The sequence below is a fragment of the Bradyrhizobium sp. USDA 327 genome (assembly GCF_041262065.1).
In the GTDB taxonomy this organism is placed as follows: domain Bacteria; phylum Pseudomonadota; class Alphaproteobacteria; order Rhizobiales; family Xanthobacteraceae; genus Bradyrhizobium; species Bradyrhizobium liaoningense.
The window spans coordinates 5,301,898-5,322,521 of record NZ_JBGCCW010000001.1; the positions used below are offsets into that span (position 1 = coordinate 5,301,898).

At 64.2% G+C, this 20,624-nt stretch carries 19 protein-coding genes and 1 tRNA gene; 5 read left to right on the forward strand and 15 right to left on the reverse strand.

The window, feature by feature from the left end:
- Nucleotides 1-51 precede the first annotated feature (51 nt).
- Nucleotides 52-834, reverse strand: a complete 783-nt coding sequence (locus tag ABIA42_RS24960) for a MetQ/NlpA family ABC transporter substrate-binding protein (protein WP_370120131.1) — start codon at nucleotides 832-834, stop codon at nucleotides 52-54.
- A gap of 455 nt (nucleotides 835-1,289) precedes the next feature.
- Here ABIA42_RS24960 and ABIA42_RS24965 point away from each other — a divergent pair, with 455 nt between their 5' ends.
- Nucleotides 1,290-3,080, forward strand: a complete 1,791-nt coding sequence (locus ABIA42_RS24965) for a peptide ABC transporter substrate-binding protein (protein WP_370120129.1) — start codon at nucleotides 1,290-1,292, stop codon at nucleotides 3,078-3,080.
- Nucleotides 3,081-3,444: 364 nt separating this feature from the next.
- Here ABIA42_RS24965 and ABIA42_RS24970 read toward each other — a convergent pair whose 3' ends face one another.
- The 9 genes from ABIA42_RS24970 to ABIA42_RS25010 all read right to left on the reverse strand — a co-directional run bounded on the left by ABIA42_RS24970 (nucleotide 3,445) and on the right by ABIA42_RS25010 (nucleotide 11,714).
- Nucleotides 3,445-3,606 carry a DUF2934 domain-containing protein gene (locus tag ABIA42_RS24970; RefSeq protein WP_080659892.1) on the reverse strand — a complete coding sequence of 54 codons (162 nt, stop codon included), beginning with the start codon at nucleotides 3,604-3,606 and terminating at the stop codon, nucleotides 3,445-3,447.
- A 355-nt stretch (nucleotides 3,607-3,961) separates the two neighbouring features.
- On the reverse strand, nucleotides 3,962-4,708 hold the full coding sequence (locus ABIA42_RS24975) for an SDR family NAD(P)-dependent oxidoreductase (protein ID WP_370120127.1): 747 nt from the start codon (nucleotides 4,706-4,708) through the stop codon (nucleotides 3,962-3,964).
- A 52-nt stretch (nucleotides 4,709-4,760) separates the two neighbouring features.
- Complete coding sequence (locus ABIA42_RS24980) at nucleotides 4,761-5,723, reverse strand: carbohydrate kinase family protein (RefSeq protein ID WP_370143664.1); 963 nt, start codon at nucleotides 5,721-5,723, stop codon at nucleotides 4,761-4,763.
- 31 nt (nucleotides 5,724-5,754) lie between these two features.
- Nucleotides 5,755-6,447, reverse strand: a complete 693-nt coding sequence (locus ABIA42_RS24985) for an L-fuculose-phosphate aldolase (protein WP_370123935.1) — start codon at nucleotides 6,445-6,447, stop codon at nucleotides 5,755-5,757.
- 20 nt (nucleotides 6,448-6,467) lie between these two features.
- The gene (locus tag ABIA42_RS24990) at nucleotides 6,468-7,127 is read right to left on the reverse strand and encodes a hypothetical protein (protein ID WP_370120125.1); all 660 of its coding nucleotides are present in this window, start codon (nucleotides 7,125-7,127) and stop codon (nucleotides 6,468-6,470) included.
- Between the two features lie 126 nt (nucleotides 7,128-7,253).
- Nucleotides 7,254-7,823, reverse strand: coding sequence for a peroxidase-related enzyme (locus ABIA42_RS24995; protein ID WP_370120123.1), 570 nt, complete (start codon nucleotides 7,821-7,823; stop codon nucleotides 7,254-7,256).
- A 14-nt stretch (nucleotides 7,824-7,837) separates the two neighbouring features.
- The gene (locus tag ABIA42_RS25000) at nucleotides 7,838-10,150 is read right to left on the reverse strand and encodes a molybdopterin-dependent oxidoreductase (RefSeq protein WP_370120121.1); all 2,313 of its coding nucleotides are present in this window, start codon (nucleotides 10,148-10,150) and stop codon (nucleotides 7,838-7,840) included.
- Nucleotides 10,147-10,905: a CoA transferase gene (locus ABIA42_RS25005; protein WP_271531182.1), complete on the reverse strand. Its 759-nt coding sequence runs from the start codon at nucleotides 10,903-10,905 to the stop codon at nucleotides 10,147-10,149. Before ABIA42_RS25005 ends, ABIA42_RS25000 begins: the two co-directional genes overlap by 4 nt.
- Nucleotides 10,905-11,714, reverse strand: coding sequence for a CoA transferase subunit A (locus ABIA42_RS25010; protein WP_271531183.1), 810 nt, complete (start codon nucleotides 11,712-11,714; stop codon nucleotides 10,905-10,907). Before ABIA42_RS25010 ends, ABIA42_RS25005 begins: the two co-directional genes overlap by 1 nt.
- A gap of 246 nt (nucleotides 11,715-11,960) precedes the next feature.
- Here ABIA42_RS25010 and ABIA42_RS25015 point away from each other — a divergent pair, with 246 nt between their 5' ends.
- From ABIA42_RS25015 to ABIA42_RS25030, 4 genes are all read left to right on the forward strand, one after another.
- Entirely contained in the window at nucleotides 11,961-13,115 is a 1,155-nt protein-coding gene (locus ABIA42_RS25015) for an ABC transporter ATP-binding protein (RefSeq protein ID WP_370120118.1), read from the forward strand.
- Nucleotides 13,112-14,902, forward strand: a complete 1,791-nt coding sequence (locus ABIA42_RS25020) for an ABC transporter permease subunit (protein WP_370120116.1) — start codon at nucleotides 13,112-13,114, stop codon at nucleotides 14,900-14,902. The genes ABIA42_RS25015 and ABIA42_RS25020 overlap by 4 nt, the downstream gene beginning before the upstream one ends.
- A gap of 32 nt (nucleotides 14,903-14,934) precedes the next feature.
- Nucleotides 14,935-16,029, forward strand: a complete 1,095-nt coding sequence (locus ABIA42_RS25025; protein WP_271531124.1) for an extracellular solute-binding protein — start codon at nucleotides 14,935-14,937, stop codon at nucleotides 16,027-16,029.
- Between the two features lie 113 nt (nucleotides 16,030-16,142).
- Nucleotides 16,143-16,958, forward strand: coding sequence for an IclR family transcriptional regulator (locus ABIA42_RS25030; RefSeq protein ID WP_370120113.1), 816 nt, complete (start codon nucleotides 16,143-16,145; stop codon nucleotides 16,956-16,958).
- 252 nt (nucleotides 16,959-17,210) lie between these two features.
- Here ABIA42_RS25030 and ABIA42_RS25035 read toward each other — a convergent pair whose 3' ends face one another.
- From ABIA42_RS25035 to mnmA, 5 genes are all read right to left on the reverse strand, one after another.
- Complete coding sequence (locus tag ABIA42_RS25035) at nucleotides 17,211-17,567, reverse strand: hypothetical protein (protein WP_370120110.1); 357 nt, start codon at nucleotides 17,565-17,567, stop codon at nucleotides 17,211-17,213.
- 75 nt (nucleotides 17,568-17,642) lie between these two features.
- Nucleotides 17,643-17,719, reverse strand: a tRNA-Met gene (locus tag ABIA42_RS25040).
- Between the two features lie 278 nt (nucleotides 17,720-17,997).
- Nucleotides 17,998-18,354, reverse strand: coding sequence for a hypothetical protein (locus tag ABIA42_RS25045; protein WP_271531127.1), 357 nt, complete (start codon nucleotides 18,352-18,354; stop codon nucleotides 17,998-18,000).
- 46 nt (nucleotides 18,355-18,400) lie between these two features.
- Entirely contained in the window at nucleotides 18,401-19,039 is a 639-nt protein-coding gene (locus tag ABIA42_RS25050) for a class I SAM-dependent methyltransferase (protein ID WP_370120106.1), read from the reverse strand.
- Nucleotides 19,040-19,286: 247 nt separating this feature from the next.
- Nucleotides 19,287-20,468 carry a tRNA 2-thiouridine(34) synthase MnmA gene (mnmA, locus tag ABIA42_RS25055; protein ID WP_370120103.1) on the reverse strand — a complete coding sequence of 394 codons (1,182 nt, stop codon included), beginning with the start codon at nucleotides 20,466-20,468 and terminating at the stop codon, nucleotides 19,287-19,289.
- Nucleotides 20,469-20,624: the final 156 nt, after the last annotated feature.

A 20,624-nucleotide genomic window follows, 5' to 3' on the forward strand; every position in this document is an offset into this window, starting at 1 on the left:
CAAGGCTGCCCGCCGGATCGCCCTTACATGGACTTTACGCAGGCAGATTGCCTACCAGCTCGGCAGTACGGCGCCCTTGAACTTGGTCAGGACGAACTCCTTGACCTCGGGCGTGTGGTAGCTGTCCACGAGGATCTTGACCCAGGGCTTGTCCTTGTCGGCGGTGCGGACGGCGATCAGGTTGACGTAGGGGCCCTTCGGATCCTCGCGCAGGATCGGGTCCTTGACCGGATCGAGGCCGGCCTGGGTTGCATAGTTGGTGTTGATCGCGGCGGCGTCGACGTCGTCGAGCGCGCGCGGCGCCTGCGCCGCGTCCACCTCGATGAACTTCAGCTTCCTGGGATTCTCGGTGATGTCGAGCACCGTCGGCTTGAAGCCGACACCGTCCTTCAGCTTGATCACGCCCTTGTCGCGCAGCAGCAGCAGCACGCGGCCGCCATTGGTCGGATCGTTCGGGATCGAGACCTTGCCGCCCTCGGGGATGTCGGCGAGGGCTTTGTGCTTCTTCGAGTAGACGCCGATCGGGAAATTCACGGTCAGCCCGACGGCCTCGATCTTGTAGCCGCGATCGGCCTTCTGGTTGTCCAGGTAGGGCTGATTCTGGAACGAATTGGCCTGGATGTCGCCGGCGTCGAGCGCGGCGTTCGGCACCACGTAATCGGAGAACTCGAGGAGCTGGATGTCGAGCCCCTGCCTGGCGGCGATCGGCTTCACGGCCTCGAGGATCTGCGCATGCGGACCCGGCGTCACGCCGATCTTGATGGTCTCGGCCCCGGCTGCGGAGGACCATGCGGCGAGCACGGCCGAGAGGATCAGAGGCAGGCGAAACGACATTTTGGTCTCCGTAGGTCTGCGACAAATATGGAACCGTATTCGCTTCCCGCCGCGCGAAATCAATGAAATGGAAAACCATATTGGCAGGCCCGCGCGGACGCACGTTCTCCATTCGACATCAAACGGAAAAGAAACCACGCCGGGCGTCTTTGATCTGTGGCGATTTCCCGGCCGCGGCAATGATTCTTTCGCCAGCGCAACACTCCGAAACTTGATGGATCTGCGCCGGCCGGGTTAGCGTTTCGGTGCGGCCTTAGAACTTCCCCAAGTTCACCTAGATCGCACCGGATCGCCGCCTGGGTCTCTCAGGCAGGCGATCCGGGTCCGTGCCCCGACCGGGGGGCGCTCTCCACATCGTCATTTCGTCGCATCCCCGCCTTGCCGGCATTGCCGCCCCGGCCGTCATGAAACATGATGGCTGCTTGGTGACGAGTTGCGCAGGTGGAGGACATCCGATGAACGAGAACGAAATTCGCGGTTTGATCGCCGAGGTCAAGCAAGGCAGGCTGTCGCGACGCTCGTTCATCCGGAAAGTCGCCGCGATCGGGATCGCGGCACCGGTCGCGAGCCAGATCCTGGCGTGGCACGACGTGGCGATGGCGGACGCCACGCTTGCCTACAAGCCGACCAAGGCCGGCGGCGGGGGCACGCTCAAGATCCTGCTCTGGCAGGCGCCCACCCTGCTCAATCCGCATTTCGCGATCGGCACCAAGGACCAGATCGCCACGCGCATCTTCTTCGAGCCGCTCGCCGGCTGGGACAAGGACGGCAATCTCATTCCCTGCCTGGCCGCCGAGGTGCCGACCAAGGCGAACGGCGGCCTTGCCGCGGACGGCATGAGCGTGATCTGGAAGCTGAAGCGGGGCGTTAACTGGCACGATGGCAAGCCCTTCACCGCCGACGACGTCGTCTTCACCTGGCAGTACGCCGCGGACCTCGCGACCGCGGCTTACACCACGGGCTCCTACAAGGACATCAAGGTCGAGAAGATCGACGACTACGCCGTCAAGGTGCTCTTCAAGGCGCCGACGCCGTTCTGGGCCGACCCGTTCGTCGGCGGCTCGGTCGGCCAGATCCTGCCAAAGCATCATTTCGGCGACTATGTCGGTGCCAAGTCGCGCGAGGCTCCGGGCAATCTCAAGCCGGTCGGCACCGGTCCGTACAAATTCGTCGAGTTCAAGCCGGGCGACATGATCCGTGCCGAGCGCAATCCCGACTATCACGTCAAGAACCAGCCGCATTTCGATACACTCGAGGTCAAGGGTGGCGGCGACGCGGTGTCTGCGGCGCGCGCGGTGCTGCAGACCGGCGAATACGACTTTGCCTGGAACATGCAGGTGGAGGAGGAGGTCCTCAAGCGCATGGAAGCGGGCGGCAAAGGCAAGCTCGACATCACGCCTTCCGGCAATGTCGAGTTCATCATCCTCAACACGACGGACCCCTGGACCGAGGTCGACGGTGAGCGTTCGAGCGTCAAGACCAAGCACCCGACGCTGTCCGATCCCGCCGTTCGTCGGGCAATCAACCTCCTGATCGACCGCGATTCGATTCAGAAATTCATCTACGGGCGCGGCGCCGTCGCGACCGCGAGCTTCGTCAACGCGCCCAGGCAGTTCAAGTCCCCCAGGCTGAAATACGAGTTCGACATCGACAAGGCCAACAAGATCCTCGACGAGGCCGGCTGGACCAGGGGCGCGGATGGCATCCGCGAGAAGGACGGCAAGAAGCTCAAATACGTCTTCCAGACCTCGACCAACGCCCCGCGCCAGAAGACCCAGGCCATCATCAAGCAGGCCTGCCAGAAAGCCGGCATCGAGATCGAGATCAAGGCCGTCACCGCATCGGTGTTCTTCTCCTCCGACGTCGGCAACCCCGACACCTACTCGAAATTCTATGCCGACATGGAGATGTACAACACGACGCAGCCGCAGCCCGATCCGGAGCGCCTGCTGAACCAGTGCGTCTCCTGGGAGATCGCCACCAAGGACAATAAGTGGCTCGGCCGCAACAACTCGCGCTATTCCGATCCCGAAGCCGACAAGGCCTACAAGGCCGCGCAGAAAGAGCTCGACCCGGTCAAGCGCGCCGCGCTGCTGATGAAGGTCGACGAGATCTTCTGCGGGGCCAATGTGTTCCTGCCGCTGCTCTCGCGCCACATCGTCAACGCGAGCGTCAACAGCCTCATGACCGACATCTCGGGCTGGGACACCATCACGTGGAATCTGGCGGCGTGGTATCGGAGCTGAGGGGGGAGTTCGCCGAAATCTCTCGGGTCCCGGACAAGCTGCAACGCAGATCGCGCGTCGCGAACGCGCTTATCGCGGTGCGGCGCCGGGATCCGGAAGGCGACATGGATCGAATCCCTTCCATTGTGTGCTCCAGATCACAGCAGAAGCACGCGCCTTCCCCTACAAAGACCAGGCATGGCCGCAAACAAGGTAACGGCGGTACGCACGAGCTGCGGAGACGATCGACAGCTACGGACTTTCGAAAGCCGCCAGGCGAGGAACCCGGCGGCTTTTTCTGTCTTGCGAGGGATACGGGCGACCGACCTGTTAGACTAGTGCGCAGACCATCCCAGTCTCTGGCAGAATGGGCAGGTCTTGTCGGTCACAGCGTATCCGGCGTCCGCAACGTGTTCGACTTGTCCTCGTTGCGCAGTTCCTGCTCGGCGGCGTGCCAAAACTCTTCCTCGCGGCCTTCGGGCCTGCCGGCTTGCTCCCACAGGCGATGCGCGCGTTCTCTGATCTCTTGCTCGGTCGGCTCAGACAATTGCACCTCCTGCTTTGGAAGCACGGCCCCACCCTTGGGGGTACGGGGGGGTGGAGGCGGGGCCGTGCAGGCCAGCCATCGGCGGCGACGCTGGCCCGCGGAGTCAAGCTTCGACCATGTGCAAGAGTTCCTGCGCCCGTCTCCCGGGAGCCGATGTCCTTCCGGCCACCTTCATCCCGCGAAAGTCACCGGCGCCACACCGGCCCTGTCGAGGGAGCCAGAAACTCGCTGGCGAGACGAACCCGTCAGGGCCGTTCTTCCGCACGAAGCCTTGGGGCTTACGGGGAGCTTCGGATCCGAACCGACACGCTGGAACCAGCCCAGTAGCGAGTTCTTTCGGCGCACGATCCGGCTGCTAACTGTAGAAGATGCCTCCGTCCACGTTGAGGGCCTGGCCGGTCACGAACGCGGAATCATCTGACGCAAAGAACGCCACAGGACCGACGACGTCCTCCGGTTGGCCGAGCCGGTGCAGGTCGGTGACCTTCTCGAAATAGGCAACTCGCTCGGGATCGCGGAGATTGTTCATCCCCATCTCCGTCACGATGATGCCTGGACATACGGCATTGACGGTGATGCCGTGGCCTCCGAATTCCATGGACGAGACGCGCGTGAAGCCGACCACGGCCGACTTCGATGCAGCGTAGTGGGACTGTCCCGGACCGCCCGTTCGGGCGGCGAGCGAGGCGATGTTGACGATCCGTCCGTACTTGCGCTCCTTCATATGGGGCACCACGGCCTGGGTCATCTGGAACACACCGCGCGTGTTGACGGCGAACGTCTGGTCCCACGTGTCGGTCGTCAGCTCGTCGATGGTCGCCAGCCTGAGAATCCCCGCATTGTTGACGAGGACATCGATGTGCCCAAGTCCCTGGACGGCTTCAGCCACGGTCCGCCTGCAATCGCCGACATCGCTCACATCGCCCAGCACCGGGATGCATCGGCCGCCAAGTTCCCTGACCTCTGCAACCGTCTCGAGAAGGACCTTCTCCTGGGCCGCGATGTCGGTCAGCGCGAGATCGTAGCCGCGCCTTGCAAGGCCGATGGCTATCGCGCGGCCAATTCCGCGGCTTGCTCCCGTCACGATCGCATGTCGGGCCATGTTGCGTTCTCCCCTGTTGTTCGGATGAATGGTTTTTGCCGGTGTGAGTGGATCAGGCGCGAGCAGGCTTGCGGACCGGGAGGGTGTTCATGGCCTTCACGGTCTCGTCGAACGACACGAGATTGGCGCCCGAACCCAGCCCCGTCGCGACGATCGCGGCCGTCGCGGTCGCGAGCCTGGCGCAGTCGAGCAGGTCCCAGTCGCGAACCAGACCGGCGATGAAGCCGCCCGTGTAGGAATCGCCGCATCCCGAGGTATCGCGGACCGCGACCTCGAACGCCGGCACCGTGAACTGACGTCCGTCGCGTGTCATCACGAACGAACCATCGGCACCGAGAGAAATGGCGCAGGCTCCCGCGCCCTTGTCGATGAAGAACCGCGCACACGCGGCGGGATCGTCGGTTCCGACCATGGCATTGGTCTCATCGATGCTCGGCATGAAGAAGTCGACATAGGGCAGCAGCGGCTCGACCAGCGCCAGCGTTTCACCCCGCGCCTGGATGAGATCGAGCGTCGTCGTACAACCGGCCGCCTTCGCGTCGCGCAGCAATGCGACGGAAGGCGCTCCATCCATCGCGAGCAGGGAACCAACCCCGCCGAGATGCAAAATCTTGCTCCGGCAAGCGGCCCTTTGCGTGTCGGGTGCGATACGCCAGCGGGCGGAGGCGCCCCTTGCGTGCATGACCGGACGCGAGCCGTCGGGCCGGATCGGCAGGATCGTAGCCGAGGTCGGACTGCCGGCCATTCGCTCCATGAGAGAGATGTCGATGCCTTCACGCTCCAGCGCGTTCAGCATCCAGTCGGCCTTCTCGTCGGAGCCGACGGCGCCAACCGCGAGCGCCTTCAGACCGAGACGCGCGCAAGGGACCACCGTTCCGCCGGCGGTGCCTGCGACCGCGAGCCGAATTTCTTCGATCAGCAAGCGGCCGCCACCGGGCGGAATCTCGGTCACCGGGACCCCCAGAATATCCAGAATATAAGTACCGCAGACGCTGACGTCGTGAGAGTGAGCCATGATTTCTCGCAGACAGTGGTTTGATCGTGATCTAGCTCGAACGCTGGGGAATCCTGGGCGTTCCGTCGCTGTCGCGCAGGCCGTACTGCCCCCATCGCTTCAGGATGCTGTCGATTTCCTCGTCCGGCAGCAGCGGAGGAGAGCCAAGTTGAAGGCAGCCGTGATACTGATTGGCGAGCACCTCGACCTCCACCGCGAGCCACATGGCCTTGCGCAGGTTGGGACCGATGGCGATCAGCCCGTGATGTGCGAGCAGGCAGGCGCGGCGATAGCGAAGCGCGTTCAGGGCGGCCTGCGACAGCTCGGCCGTGCCATATTGGGCATAGGGCGCGCAGGGAATGTCGTTTCCGCCGGCAGCGGCGATCATGTAGTGAATCGCGGGGATCGAGCGATTCATGATCGCGATGATCGTGCAGAAGATCGGATGGGCGTGAACCACGGCGCCAACCTCCGGCTTCGACCTCAGGATGTCGAGGTGAAAGCGCCATTCCGTCGACGGAACGTTGCCGGCCGACGCGGTCCACGAGCCGTCCCACTTCATGGCCACGATGTCCTCGGGCCTCATGCGGTCGTATGGAAGACCGGACGGCGTGAGCAGGATGCCGTCTTCGGTTCGGACGCTGATGTTTCCGGACGTTCCCTGGTTGATGCCTTGCGCCGCCATCTCGCGGCACGCGTCGATGATGGATTGACGAAGTTCGAGCTCTGTATCGCCGCCGCTCATGCCCTGTTTCCAATTCGCGTTCATGCACTTGCTCCGAGCTGGACCTGCCGGTCGACCAACAGCCAGGTGGCTCGCGCGGTCGCCAGCACCTCCTGCTTCGCATCAAGCAGGGCGCTTTCGGCAAAGAGCTTGCGGCCTTCCCGCCCGGTCGGCCACGCCACCACCACGCATCGATCCCCGGGACGCGGCCGGCGATCGATCCGAGCGGCCATGCGTCCGAGCAGGGCCGTCTCGTCGCCGTTCAATCCCAGGTGACGGGCACCCACGCTGCAATAGCCGGTCGGGCAATCGAGAGCGGCCCAGACGAATTCGGGTGCGACATAACCGTCGTCGCCGGACAGACTGCCATGAGGCACCCAGGAGGCCGCGAACACGACGGGCTTGCCCGGGACTGATCCCGCCTGCAGCGGGCCTGCGAAGATCCGGAGACCGTCGCCATGGCCACGTGCGGGGCCACAGACGAAGCATCCCGGAAGGTTGTGGGTCTGCTCGTCGTAGGGTGTTCTGCCGACCGCCTCTTCGGCCGCCGCGTAGCTCACCCGGGGAATGTCCGACACATCGATGCCTGCTGCACGCGCCGTCGCGAGCAGCCCGCCGTTTTCGCGCAACTCGATCCCGCCGTCGGCCTTCGTCAGCACGTCGAGCGGCCGCTCCAGCGGCGGCGGGGCGCGCAACGTCACTTCGGCGTCTCCGGCGACGTGCCTTGCGAGACATCCGCAAACGTAGCCTCCGTTGCCGGAATTGGGCGGACCCCGGAAGCGCCTGTCGATGACCAACGATACCATTGCAGTTTTCGTCCGCGGCGTTCAGCGTCCCATCGCGAAGAACTCGTCGTTCGGACGCATGCTGGTGACGTTGGCGAGGCGGTTCGACATGCCGAAGAATGCAGCGATAGCCGCAATGTCCCAGGCGTCCTCCTCGGTGAATCCGTGTCCCTTGAGATCGACGATGTCGGAGTCGTCCACCTCATAGGCCCGCGCCGAGACCTTCATCGCGAAATCGAGCATCGCCCTCTGCCGGGCGGTGATATCGGCCTTGCGGTAGTTGACGGCGACCTGGTCCGCGATCAGCGGATTCTTCGCGCGCACGCGCAGGATGGCGCCGTGTGCGACGACGCAATACTGGCATTGATTGGCGCTGCTGGTCGCGACAACGATCATTTCGCGCTCGGCCTTGGTGATCGGCCCGGGCTTGTCCATCAGAGCGTCGTGATAGGCGAAGAACGCCCGGAACTCGTCAGGACGATGCGCGAGTGTCAGGAAGACGTTGGGGACGAAGCCGGACTTCTCCTGAACCGCCTCGATCCGCGAGCGGATATCCTCGGGGAGCGTTGCGATGTCGGGGACGGGAAAGCGGCTGATGGCGGGCACAGACATGTTCCAAGCTCCTGTTAGACTGCCGCGAGCGCGACGAGCGTTTCCTGATAGGCCTCGAACGCATCGCGCCGATCGGCGGCGTACGGCTCGACTCGCACGAGGCTGGTATGGGCCGAGCAGCCTTGGCCGAATTGGGACGTGCCGATATCGAGCGTGAGCACGTTCGGATTGCCGGCGATTTCCAGGCCGCTATTGCCGGTCGGCGTGAACCAGGCACCGGTCGGAAGCACCAGTACGCCCTGACGGACCTTGTCGGTGACCTCTGCCGTCGCAAGGCACTCCCCGCGATCGTTCCAGATGCGGATCGTCTGACCGTCAGCGATGCCGAGAGCAGCCGCGTCGCCAGGATGAAGGCGAGCCTGTTCACGGCCATTGCGTTTCATGCTCCGGCTCGATGCGCCAGTTTCGAGCTGACTGTGAAGACGGCCGGCCGGCTGGTGCGAGATGAGGTGCATTTGGCCGGCGTCGGCGGCATTGCCGAGCCATTCAGCCGGCTCGATCCACGCGGGATGCGGGCGGCAGTCGGCATAGTCCAGCCTGGCCAGAGTCTCGCTGCCGAGCACGATCTTTCCGCTTTCGGTCCTGAGCGCATGCGCCTCCGGCTCGTTGCGGAAGTCGGCCAGGAAAGTATGTTCTGTCTTGACCGGGCAGCGAGCATAGCCGGCTTCCCAGAACGCATCGAAATCCGGCATCGCGAAGCCGAAGCGCTGCGAGGCATCGCTGCGGCAGGCTTCGTAGAGATGGCGGACCCAGCCCATTTCGTCCCGGCCCTCGTTGAACCGATCGGCCACCCCGAGCCTGCCTGCGATCGCGTTGAAGATCTCGAAGTCGGGGCGGGATTCGCCCAGCGGCTCGATGGCCTTCTTCATCGCCAGGATGAAGTCGGAGCGCCTGTTGCCGGCAAGATCATTGCGCTCGATCGACGTGGTTGCCGGCAGCACGATGTCGGCCCGCTGGGCTGTCGCCGTGAACATCGGGTCCTGCACGATGATCGTCTCGGGCCTCGTCCAGGCTTCCGACAGGCGATTGAGATCTTGATGATGGTGGTAGGGATTGCCGCCCGCCCAATAGACCAGCCTCGTATCCGGATAGGTGCGGATCTCGCCTTCGTAGCTGAAGGGCCTGCCGGGATTGAGCAGCATGTCGCTGATCCGCGCCACCGGAATGAAGCTGTCGATCGGCCTGGTCAGCTGCGAAACGGCAGGAGAACGGCCCAGATTGAGCGGTGCCCCCACGCCCCCCAGCGAGGCGTAGCCGTAGCCGACGCCGCCGCCCGGCAACCCGATCTGGCCGACAACCGATGCAAGTCCGAGCGCCGCCCAGAACGGCTGTTCGCCGTGATGGGCACGCTGCAGGCTCCAGCTCACCGTCAACATGCTCCGCGTGTCGACCAGGCGCCTTGCGAGCTCAGCAATCTGGCCGGCATCGAGCCCGCAGATGCCGGCGGCCCACACGGCGTCCTTGCGCACGCCATCCGTTCTGCCTTCGAGATAGCCGAGCAGGCGATCCGCACCGCTGGTGCAGCGCGCGAGGAAATCCGTGTCGTGCCGGCCCGCCTTCACGATCTCGCCGGCGAGGCCGAGCATCAGCGCAGCGTCCGTGTTCGGCCGGATCGGCCACCATTCGGCATCGACCCAGTCCGGTAAATCGTCCTTCAGCGGCGAGACGTGGACGACCTTGACACCGCGTTCGACAATCTTCCTGAGATAAGTCTCAAGGCGGTGGCTGCCAATTCCTCCGGCCTCGTTCTGCGCGGTTCGCGGCGACAGAGCGCCGAACACCACCAGCGTCTCGGTGTGCTGCGCGATCGTGTCGAGCGTATTGGCGCGGCCACCGCATGCGTCGTCGCTGCCCAGCGTGTGGCGCAGGATGACCGGACCTGCCGCGATGGAATAGGTATCGACGTGCCTGGTGAAGCCGCCAACCAGATTGAGCATGCGCTTTAGGAGCGAAGAGGCATGATGCAGGCGACCGGAGTTGGTCCAACCATAGGAGCCTGCGAAGATCGACGCATTGCCGAACGCGCCGGCCACGCGGCGTACTTCGTCGGCAACCAGCGTCGTCGCCTCGTCCCAGCTGACCGCGACGAACTTCTCTCGGCCGCGCCCGCGGCGATCACTCCTTTCGCGCTTGTCCAGCCAGCCGGAACGAACCATCGGCCGCAGCACGCGCCGCTCGGGATTGGCCCATTCGGCAATGGAATGGATGATCGGAGAAGGCGCCGGATCGTGCTCGAACGGCTCGACGCCCACGATGCGATCGTCCTCGACGAGGATCGCGTAAGCACCCCAATGGCTGCAATGCGGGACCCGCTTGATCCTGCTCATGCGTCGACCGCTCCAAGATCGCGCCGCATTTGTGCGGCGAATTCGGGATAGGTCTCGGCGAGTTCGTCGAACACGCGGCCGCGGAGCAGCTGCAGCGTCGATCGGTCTGGCAGCGGCGTCTCCCGCGGCTCGGCGTCGTGCGTAAACTGAAAACCGGTCGCCAGCTTGATCTCTGCAAGATCGTGCCCGGGATGAACGCTCTCGAGTTCGAATCCCGGCCGCGTCTTGTCGAACCGAAAGAGACCCTTGCCGGTCAAGAGAGCAACGGGGCCGCCGCTCCGAAACACCCCCTCGGGACTGACGCCGGGGGCACTGATGAAGTCCACCTTCTCGACGAAGACGCGCGGCGTATGCTCCTCGCGGAACAGGATGACCCGCGGCACGACAAAGTAGAGATAGGCCGACCCGAACGAGCCAGGCCAGCGCACGCTGGAGCGCGGATAGTCACCGGTCCCGACAAGGTTCACGTTGCCGAAGCCGTCGATCTGGCCACCACCGAGGAAGAACGCATCTATCCGGCCCTGACCAGCACAATCGAACAGCTCGGCCGAACCGTTGGTGAAGAAATTATGCTCGACAGAACCAAGAATGGAGATGCGTGGACCGACGGCGCCGCCCGCTTCCTTCATTGCACGCAGCAGCATCGCGCCGGCGGCGGGAATTGGAGAGGAGGCGCCTACGGCGACATGCCTGACCCCGTCGAGCAGCCGCGCGATCGTGCAAATCAGCACTTCGCGAGGGAGAACTTCGGCCATCACGCGGGCTCCATCTGCGCCTGCGCCATATAGGCAGAGAAGCCGTCGGCCGTTCGCGCGGCCTTCGCATAGCGTGCGATCTCTGCGCTATCGGCCGGATATTCACCCCACAGTCCGTAGGGCCACGCCCCCTTCGGAGCGCGCGCGACTGCCGTGACGTAGAGCGCGGGCAGCACGCCGGCAGCGCTCATCTCGTCGGCGAGCAGATTTTCCTCGACGATTCGCTCCACCGTGACCAGAACGGTGCGCGAAGCGTAAGCCATGGCGGCAAGTTCGCGCCGCCGTCCGATCCAGACATTGCCGAAACGATCAGCCATCGGCACGTGGAAGATCGTGACGTCGGGCTTGATGGCGGGAATCAGCACGATCGGATCGCCTCCATCCGCCAGCGGATTGTCGACGACGCGCCAATCGTCGCGATAACGGAGCAGATCCGTTCCGATCAGCCCCCGGAGCGGCATGAAGGGACTGCCCTTCTGCGCCGCCATCAGGCCGGCATGAATGGCAGGACACGTTGCGTCCTTCAATCGAACGGCGCCCTCCTTGACCGCAGCGTTGAATCGGGGCGCTGCACCGGCTTCACCCAGCGAGACGGCGCTGGTCTCCACGGTCCGGACGAGACCCGCGCCGACAAGCTGGTCGACCTGCAATCCGCCGGTTGGCACGCAGACGAGATCGAGATTGCCCGCACCATGCTCGATGATGGGCCGCGTCATGGCCATGGAGACGCCGGCGTAGTCGACCGGCAGCGCCACGCGCATGCCCGGCTCGATGTGCTTCGCCATTGCGCGAGGCTCGCTCAACACCATCATCCTCCCTGCGATATGTTCTATATTGTGGAACGATATTCCAAATTTATGTTAGGCGGATCGGGACGACCCTGTCAATCTGGCTTCACCAATGGAGCCTTTGTTTGCAGGGGATCCCGGCTCCGCATGGATCGCAGCGGCGCGCCATTGCGCCGCGATCGGGTGTCTCGACTTGACAAGACGGCGCGCTGCGCCAACAATAATTGGAATAGTGTTCTACAATATAGAACGATTTGGGAGGAGAGAATGGGTGAGCCCGCGGCTCTGCGCGCAATGCGCTCCGGCGATGCGAACGCTCGGACGTCGCCGACCGGCCGCCTCCGGGAACGCGACGCCATCGGATCGAGCATCGCCGTCCGCGACGCGGTGAAAAGATACGGCAGCTTTCACGCGGTCGACCGGATCAGCATCGACATCGAGCCGGGCGAATTCATCACGCTTCTTGGCCCTTCCGGCAGCGGAAAGACGACGCTGCTCAATCTCGTGGCCGGATTCCAGAGCCTCGACAGCGGCGAAATCCTCGTCGACGGCAAGCCCGTCCACAACGTGCCGACGCACAAGCGCGGCTTCGGCATGGTGTTCCAGAGCTACGCGCTGTTTCCGAACATGACGGTCAGCCAGAACGTCGCGTTTCCACTTCGCATGGCCGGTGTCGACCGGGCGACTGCGGAGCGACGCGTCGCTGAAACGCTGGAGATCATGCGGCTGACGGAGCATGCGACGAAGTCTCCTTCGCAAATGTCGGGCGGGCAGCAGCAGCGCGTCGCGATCGCCCGCGCGATCGTCAGGAGGCCCAAGGTCGTGCTGATGGACGAACCCCTCAGCGCCCTGGACCGGCGGTTGCGCGAGTCGATCCAGATCGAGATCCGCGACCTTCACCGGACCATCGGCAGCACAATCCTGTTCGTCACCCATGACCAGGGCGAAGCCCTGACGATGAGCGACCGCATCGCGGTACTCAACGCCGGCAAGATCGTTCAGATCGGCCGCCCGCTGGACATCTATCGGCATCCGATCGATCGCTTCGTCGCCTCGTTCGTCGGCGAGAGCAATCTGATCGAGGCTGAGATTCTGCAGAAGCGCGGATCGACGCTGACGATGAAGAACCGCGCGGGATATGTGTTCAACGCCGAAAGCCGGGACACGATCGACGTCGGGCGCGCAACCGTGCTGGTGCGCCCGGAACGCATTGCCGTGTCGAACGAGCCAACCGCGAATTCCGCGCCCGTCAGCGTCACGTCTGCGATCTTCCTCGGCGAGATCCTGCGGATCGAGGCGAACATGGAGGGCGGAGAGCCGCTCCTGATCAGGTGTACCGACATGGCCGACCGGCCCCTGCCCTCCGTCGGGGATCGCCTGCACGTGAGCTGGGGCGCTGCAGACTGCTGGGTGCTTGCATGACCTCGGCATCGATCGGCATCCAGGCAGACCGTCCCGCGGATCTTGATCTCGTCAGGAGGTTGAAAGATCCGGCGCTGCTGCTCCTGCCGGCGCTTGCCTTCCTGGCCTTCATCTATCTCCTCCCGCTGATCGATCTCATCCGTATCAGTGTCAGCGGACCATCGTGGTCGTCGTATTTCGCGCGGGTGTTCGCGATCCCGCTCTATTGGGATTCGCTGGTCCGCACGATGCAGATTTCGGTGACCGTCGCGGGCCTGTGCCTGCTGTTCGGATATCCGACCGCGCTGCTCATTCACCGCAGTCGCGGCATTGCCCAGGTCCTGATCGCGACCGCGATCGTGTTGCCCTATTTCATCGCCATCCTGATCCGGACTTACGCGTGGATGGTCCTGCTCGGCCGCAACGGGCCCGTCAACAAGCTACTGGTCTCGGTCGGCATATTGAGCGAGCCGGTGCAGCTTCTGTTCAATCGCGGCACGGTGCTTCTCGGCATGACCGCGGTGCTTCTGCCGCTGATGGTGCTGACGATCTATTCCAGCGTGGCGCGCCTCGATCAAAGCCTGACCCGCGCGGCGCTGGCCAGCGGCGCCGGACCCATTGCGGCTTTCTGGCGCGTGTTGCTGCCGCTGACCCTGCCCGGGATGGGCGCCGGCTTCCTGCTGGTCTTCGTCGCAGCGATCGGCTTCTTCATTACGCCGACCCTGCTCGGGGGCCCCGGCGACCAGATGTTTGCCATGCATATCACCCAGCAGGCGGACTCGGTCACGTCGGAGGGATTCCTGCAGGCCTTGGGCGTGGTGCTGCTGACGATCACGTTGGCGGTGGTCGCGGTGGCCGGACGCTTCCTCGGCTTCGAGTTCATCTGGGGCGGCCGCAAGCTGACGGAGGCCACGCCAAGAGCCACAGACCGCGACACGGGCGATGTCGGCCGCCGCAGCTTCGGCGCCTCGGCTGCCAATTTGATCGGCTGGCCGCTGCTGCGGCTGTTCGGGCGCCTGCCGGCGAGCTGCGGGACCTGGACCGTTCGCCTGATGGGCGGCCTGGTCATTGCCATTCTCATCCTGCCGATCATCGTGGTGATGATCATTTCCTTCAGCAGCGCAAGCTATCTGACCTTCCCGCCACCGGGCTTCTCACTGCGCTGGTATGAGCAGTTCTTTTCCGATTCAAACTGGATGCGGGCGTTCTGGACATCCCTGGTCGTCGCGGCGATGTCCGCCGGAATCGCGATCGTGCTGGGCGCGTCGGCCGCCCTCGGCATCGTCAGGAGCAGCATTCGCGGCAAATCCGCCATCATGCTGCTTCTCGTAAGTCCGATCATCGTCCCTCCGGTCGTGCTCGGCCTGTCGCTCTACAGCCTGTTCCTGCGTTTCGATCTGGTCGGCTCCGTCTTCGGCCTTGCCGCGGCGCATGCGATCGGAGGCCTTCCCATCGTCGTGGTGATCCTGTCCGCATCGCTTCAAGGCGTCGATACCAGGCTCGAACAGGCGGCTGCCGTCCATGGCGCATCGTCCCTGACCGTGTTCCGCCTGGTGACGCTGCCTGCCATCATGCCGGGCCTGGCTGCGGCGACATTCTTTGCCTTCCTGCACTCGTTCGACGAGCTGGTGCTGACGCTGTTCCTGTCGAGCGCGCAGTTGAAGACGCTCCCGCTCATGCTGTGGGGTGACATCAATTATCGGCTCAATCCGGTGCTGGCCGTGGTCTCGACGCTGGAGGTGCTTCTGGTGGTCGCAGGGCTCGTCCTTGCGCGACCCGTTCTCGCCACGTCGCGGAAGGCGTCGTGACGCAAATCAATTTCAACTGGAGGAAAGAGAAAATGCTGGGAATGAAACGCTGGCGACTATCGGCTTCCGTATTGGCCTCGGCCCTGTTCGTCGCGATGGGGACGGGTCTGGCTCAAGCGCAGAGCAACGTCGTGATCATGCAGGATCCGGGCGGCGGATATGGCGATGCATTGCGCAAGGTGATGTACGACCCGTTCGAGAAGGAGACCGGCATCAAGGTGGTCACCGTCCAGGAGGCCCGTAGCGGCCCGCGCATCAAGGCTCAAGCCGAAGCCGGCAAGGCGCAATGGGACCTGACGTTCATCTTCGACCAGGAGACGAAGCTGCTCGGCGACTGCTGTCTGGCCGACCTTGACTATTCCAAGCTGTCCGACGCGGCGAAACAGACGCTGGCGGCGATGCCGGACAAGCTGAAGCGCAAGAAGGGCGTGGCATTGCAGGTGATCGGCGTCGGCCTCGTCTACAACAAGGACAAGTACAAGGGTGAAAATGTACCGACCACCTGGGCCGACTTCTGGGACGTGAAGAAATTCCCCGGCCGGCGCTGCATGCCCGCCTGGCCGCGTTTCGTGTTCGAAGCGGCGCTGATGGCTGACGGCGTGGAGAAGAGCAAGCTCTATCCGATAGACATGGAGCGGGCGCTGAAGAAGGTCAAGGAGATCAAGCCGCACATCGCCAAATGGTGGACGACGGCCGCGCAGCCGCCGCAGCTCCTGCTCGATGGCGAGGCCGACATGTGCATGGCCTACACCGGTTCGATGAGCAAGCTCGCCCTCGAGGGCGCCCCGATCGAGCTGACCTTCAATCAGGGCTTCGTCTACTACGACTTCTTCTCGATCCCCAAGGGAGCGCCGAACTACGACAACGCGCTGAAACTGCTTTCCTGGCGGCTCGAGCCCAAGCGCGCGGCGCAGCTCACCTCGACCTTCCCGGTCGCCCTTCCCTCCCAGGTCGTGTTCGAGGCCGCGACCGACAAGAAGCTCGCCCGCTACTGGGCCAACAACCCGGACAACGTCTCGAAAGCAATCGAATGGAGTCCGGATTATTGGGGCGCGGCTTCGCCGGCCGGAAATTCCACCAATGAAGAGTACGGGCAGGAGAAGCTCAACGCCTTGCTGGCCCAGTAGGCTGGCTGATCAGCCCCGATCCGAAAGGATCGGGGCTGATTCCACACCCGGGCTATTGCCGTTCGCGCGGCCATGCTAGATCGAGTGAAAGATCATTCTATTTTGGCTGGTGGATGGATAAGGCTTTTACCAAGGGGCTGCGTCTCCTGGAAGCGCTTGCTCTGAGCGAGCAGCCCCGCGGGGTTACGGACCTCGCGAGCGAGCTGAAGCTCACCAAGAGCAACGTGCATCGGCTGCTGATGACTTTGCAGTCCCAAGGCTATGTGCGCCAGATCCCCCCGCATAGCACCTACGAGCTCACGACCAAGATCTGGGCGCTCGGCAGCCATGTCATCCACCGGATGGATCTCATCAACGTCGCGCGACCGGCAATGACGAAGCTTGCCGAGATCACCGGCGAAACCATTCATCTGTCCGTGCTCGAAGACACCGACGTCGTCTACGTCGACAAGATCGAAAGCGCTCACCATATCCGCGCCCATACGAGCGTGGGCATGCGCGCACCCGCTTTCACCATGGCGACGGGGAAGGCGATGCTCGCACATATGCCTGATGATTACCTGGAACGATTCCGGCCGCATCTGAGGCGCTACACGGAAACGACGCGAACGACGATCGAGGAGCTGCGGGAGGACATCGAGCTGGCACGCGCGCAGGGTTACTCCTCCGTGCTGCATGGCGAGTGGCGCGAGGGCATCGCGGCCTGCGCTTGTGCGATCCTCGGCCGCTCCGGCGAACTGGTGGGAGCGATCGGCATGTCCGGCCCCGACACCCGCATCAAGCGCAAGCAGATCAAGGAGTATTCGGTTCACGTCATGGAGGCAGCCCGGACCATCGGCGCCGCCCTCGGCTATTCCAGCAGGCCGCCAGCGTACCCTGCCCTGAGAGGCGATTCTGCACCGTCACATCTATTGCGACGCGCCCGTTGACCTTGTTTCCTTTTGGACGGAATCCTAGCTTGCACCCTTGCGCTCTGAAAAAGCGTCAGGTGATGGGAAGCAATTCTCAAAGCTTCCGATCGAGATGCACAAGCGCATCCTTTTCGTCCTCGAGCCGGTTGGCCCTCACCTCGCGCCGATTGAGGTGAAGGTGCACAGCCACTCCCGCTTCGCCAGCGACAAGGGAATTGAGTGGATGTGCGAGACAAGTTTCAGAATTCCAAAAGATAGCGTCGGCCCGCATCACGATAGCGCCGGAAGTGTCACTGACGCCTCCGATATCAGGCGCCTCGAGACCTCGGGCCTGCCGGCGCGGGAGATCTGCGACAGAACAATCGCAATCTCCTCGGCAACAATGGGCCACCGCACGACGTCAGAAATACCGGCCCCTAATAGTGTATCGGCACCGATCTCGAATGCCGTCCTCGTCGCAAGGACGATCGGAACGGACGGAAGCTCGTGATGCAGCACGGTCGCCAGTTCAAGGGATTGCCCGAGCGAGCCGACTGGACTGACGACCACGAAGTCGAACCGGTCGGGAGCTGATGGCGCATGTGTGCCGGGAACGTATGCGAGTTCCTTTGAGCCGACGCAATTCACGCAGCGGCTCGGCTTCCTACCGTGGGCGGACGAGATCGCAGGAAATCGTAAGCTTAGCGGGCAAAATCGCACGATTGGTAGCGGGGGAGGGACTCGAACCCCCGACCCCAGGATTATGATTCCCGTGCTCTAACCAGCTGAGCTACCCCGCCACAGGGATCGCGGCGGCGACTGAGGCCGATCTCGCGAACGCGCGGCATATAAAGAAGGGGGCGGCGGGAAGTCAAGCAAAGTGGGCCGCCTTTTTCCGCCCTCGCCGAGGCCAGGGGGCGGGACAAGCCGCCTCGTGAATACAGCCTCTCTTTCAATGAGTTCGTCATAGCCGGGCTTGTCCAGGTCATCCACGCCTTCAACGCCTTCATTCGCAGCCCGGGAACGAGGATGCCCGGGGCAAGCCCCGGGCACGACGAGATTTTGGGGGGGCAAAGGCCTATTTCGGCCTCACATTCGGATCGCCGCCGGGGCTGCCGGGGGGCGGGATCACCGGGGTGTTGGCGCCGGTGTCCGGGGCCGGCGCGTGCATCTCGGGATCGATGCCGGAGGGCGGGCAAAGCACGCCGTCGGATTTGGCCAGCTTGTCGCCGAGCGGTTCCCGGGACTGGCCGGTGGTGGTGCCGTCGGCCTGACGATTGGGACGGTCCTGCGGCGTGCAATTGGCCGCGTGCTGCAGGGACGGCGGCGCGGTCTGTTGCGGCGGCGTCGCCGGGGCGGGCGGAGCCTGCGCGATCGCGCTGCCTGAAGCGGCGATCAGGAGGCCGGCCAGAATGATGTGCGATGTCGTGCGCATGGAAAGGAAACGCCCGCGCGGCGTCCCCTGTTCCCATGTCACGCAATCACGATTTGCGGTAGCGGATCAGGGAGAAATGGCCCATCGGCGGCATGGGGCGGCGCTCGGTGAGGGTGATGCCGCCGTGCTTGGTGGCCCAGTTGACGAGGCGGGCCCAGGGGAATTCCGGGCGCCAGCCGAGGCGGCGGGCGATGGGGGCGAAGGCGAGCTCGAACAGCTTTCGGGGGCCATTCTCGGCACCGATGTGGTTGACGAGGATCAGCTCGCCGCCGGGCTTGAGCACGCGGACGAACTCGTCGAGCGTGCCTTCGGGGTCGGGCACGGCAGTGATGACATATTGCGCGACCACCGCGTCGAAGAATTTGTCGGGGAAGGCGAGGTTCTTCGCGTCCATCACCGAGAGCACTTCGACGTTGCTCAAGCGAAGCGCGCGCACGCGCGCCTGCGCCTTGCGCAACATCGGCTCGGAAATGTCGACGCCGCAGATTTTCGTGGTCCGCGCGTAGTCGGAGAGCGAAAGCCCGGTGCCGACGCCGACGTCGAGAATGCGGCCGCCGATGCGGTCGGCCTCCGCGATGGTCGACTGCCTTCCGGCGTCGAACACCTTGCCGAACACGAGATCATAGACCGGCGCCCAGCGGCCATAAGCCTTCTCGACCCCGGCCCGCGAGATGTCTGCTGCCATGCCCCCTGCCCCTACAAAAACCTAGAGAGTAATAGCCGTTGATGAGATCAAATCCAGCCTCGCCCGCGGTCTGAGCCTCTCCCGCTTGCGGGAGAGGTCGACACGCTCGCAAGAGCGTGGCGGGTGAGGGCTTTTTCCGCTTGCGATATATCGCTAGCGGAGAGAGCCCTCTCCCCAACCCTCTCCCGCAGGCGGGAGAGGGGGCGCACTTCCGGTGTCGCGAGAGTGCAGTCCGATCTCATGATGATCAGCCGCGGACTGCTTCCGCCAGCGGGCGCGAGGTGGCAGCGCCAACCTTCGCCGCGGCGCTCTGGATGAAGCCGCCGCCCAGCACGCGGGCCTGGCCGCTGGCTGCGTCGTAGAACACGCAGGCCTGGCCGGGCGAGACGCCCTCCTCGCCGGCGACGAGCTCGACCTCGTATTGGCCATTGCCGCCGCGCAGCCACGCCGGCTGGGGGCTGCGGGTCGAGCGCACGCGCACGAACATCTCGAGGCCGCCGCCGATCGCGCTGTCGATGTCGCCATCGCCGATCCAGTTGACGTCGCGCAGCACGATGCGGTGCATCTTCAGCGCATCGCGCGGACCAACGACGACGCGGCGGTGCGCTGCATCCAGCCGCACCACGAACAGCGGCGAACCGGATGCGATGCCGAGGCCGCGGCGTTGGCCGACGGTGAAATTGGCGATGCCGTTGTGCCGGCCGAGCACGCGTCCGTCGAGATCGACGATGTCGCCGGGGTCCATCGCGTTCGGACGCAGGCGCGTGATGATGTCGGTGTAGCGGCCCGTCGGCACGAAGCAGATGTCCTGGCTGTCGTGCTTGTCGGCGACCGCGAGCCCAAAGCGGCGCGCCAGTTCGCGGGTCTGCGGCTTGGTCATATCGCCGAGCGGAAAGCGCAGGAAGTCGAGCTGCTCGCGCGTGGTCGCGAACAGGAAATAGCTCTGGTCGCGGTCGCTATCTGCCGCGCAGACCAGCGCGCGCGAGCCATCGGGCAGGCGGCGGGAGGCAACATAATGACCTGTCGCGAGCGCCTGCGCGCCGAGCTCACGCGCGGTCTTCAGGAGATCGCGGAACTTGACGGAGCGGTTGCACTCGACGCACGGCACCGGCGTCTCGCCGAGCGCGTAAGAGTCGGCAAAGTTGTCGATGACGGACTCGCGAAAGCGGTCCTCGTAGTCGAGCACGTAATGGGGAATGCCGAGCTTGGCGGCGACATCGCGGGCGTCGTGGATGTCCTGGCCCGCGCAACAGGCACCCTTGCGGTGGGTCGCCGCGCCATGGTCATAGAGCTGCAGCGTGATGCCGACGACGTCGTAGCCTTCCGCCTTCAGCAGCGCAGCCGTCGTCGAAGAATCGACGCCGCCCGACATGGCGACGACGACCCTGGTGTCTTCGGGACGGCCTTCGAGATCCAGACTGTTCAGCATGGGCCTTAAAGCGTTGTGACGGCGGCGTAGCGCGATCCGCGATTCCTGTGCCTTCTCGCGGGGCATCGGCGATCCCCCGGAACTTTAGTTCCCGAAGGGCACGACTGCCCAAGTCGAAAGCGGCTGAGAGCGACCTCTTTAATATAGGCGGCATTC

Coding starts and splice junctions, on each gene's coding strand:
- ABIA42_RS24960 (WP_370120131.1), bottom strand. CDS start 834: ATGTCGTTTCGCCTGCCTCTGATCCTCTCGGCCGTGCTCGCCGCATGG.
- ABIA42_RS24965 (WP_370120129.1), top strand. CDS start 1,290: ATGAACGAGAACGAAATTCGCGGTTTGATCGCCGAGGTCAAGCAAGGC.
- ABIA42_RS24975 (WP_370120127.1), bottom strand. CDS start 4,708: ATGGCCCGACATGCGATCGTGACGGGAGCAAGCCGCGGAATTGGCCGC.
- ABIA42_RS24980 (WP_370143664.1), bottom strand. CDS start 5,723: ATGGCTCACTCTCACGACGTCAGCGTCTGCGGTACTTATATTCTGGAT.
- ABIA42_RS24985 (WP_370123935.1), bottom strand. CDS start 6,447: ATGAGCGGCGGCGATACAGAGCTCGAACTTCGTCAATCCATCATCGAC.
- ABIA42_RS24995 (WP_370120123.1), bottom strand. CDS start 7,823: ATGTCTGTGCCCGCCATCAGCCGCTTTCCCGTCCCCGACATCGCAACG.
- ABIA42_RS25000 (WP_370120121.1), bottom strand. CDS start 10,150: ATGAGCAGGATCAAGCGGGTCCCGCATTGCAGCCATTGGGGTGCTTAC.
- ABIA42_RS25005 (WP_271531182.1), bottom strand. CDS start 10,905: ATGGCCGAAGTTCTCCCTCGCGAAGTGCTGATTTGCACGATCGCGCGG.
- ABIA42_RS25010 (WP_271531183.1), bottom strand. CDS start 11,714: ATGGTGTTGAGCGAGCCTCGCGCAATGGCGAAGCACATCGAGCCGGGC.
- ABIA42_RS25015 (WP_370120118.1), top strand. CDS start 11,961: ATGGGTGAGCCCGCGGCTCTGCGCGCAATGCGCTCCGGCGATGCGAAC.
- ABIA42_RS25020 (WP_370120116.1), top strand. CDS start 13,112: ATGACCTCGGCATCGATCGGCATCCAGGCAGACCGTCCCGCGGATCTT.
- ABIA42_RS25025 (WP_271531124.1), top strand. CDS start 14,935: ATGCTGGGAATGAAACGCTGGCGACTATCGGCTTCCGTATTGGCCTCG.
- ABIA42_RS25030 (WP_370120113.1), top strand. CDS start 16,143: ATGGATAAGGCTTTTACCAAGGGGCTGCGTCTCCTGGAAGCGCTTGCT.
- ABIA42_RS25045 (WP_271531127.1), bottom strand. CDS start 18,354: ATGCGCACGACATCGCACATCATTCTGGCCGGCCTCCTGATCGCCGCT.
- ABIA42_RS25050 (WP_370120106.1), bottom strand. CDS start 19,039: ATGGCAGCAGACATCTCGCGGGCCGGGGTCGAGAAGGCTTATGGCCGC.
- mnmA (WP_370120103.1), bottom strand. CDS start 20,468: ATGCTGAACAGTCTGGATCTCGAAGGCCGTCCCGAAGACACCAGGGTC.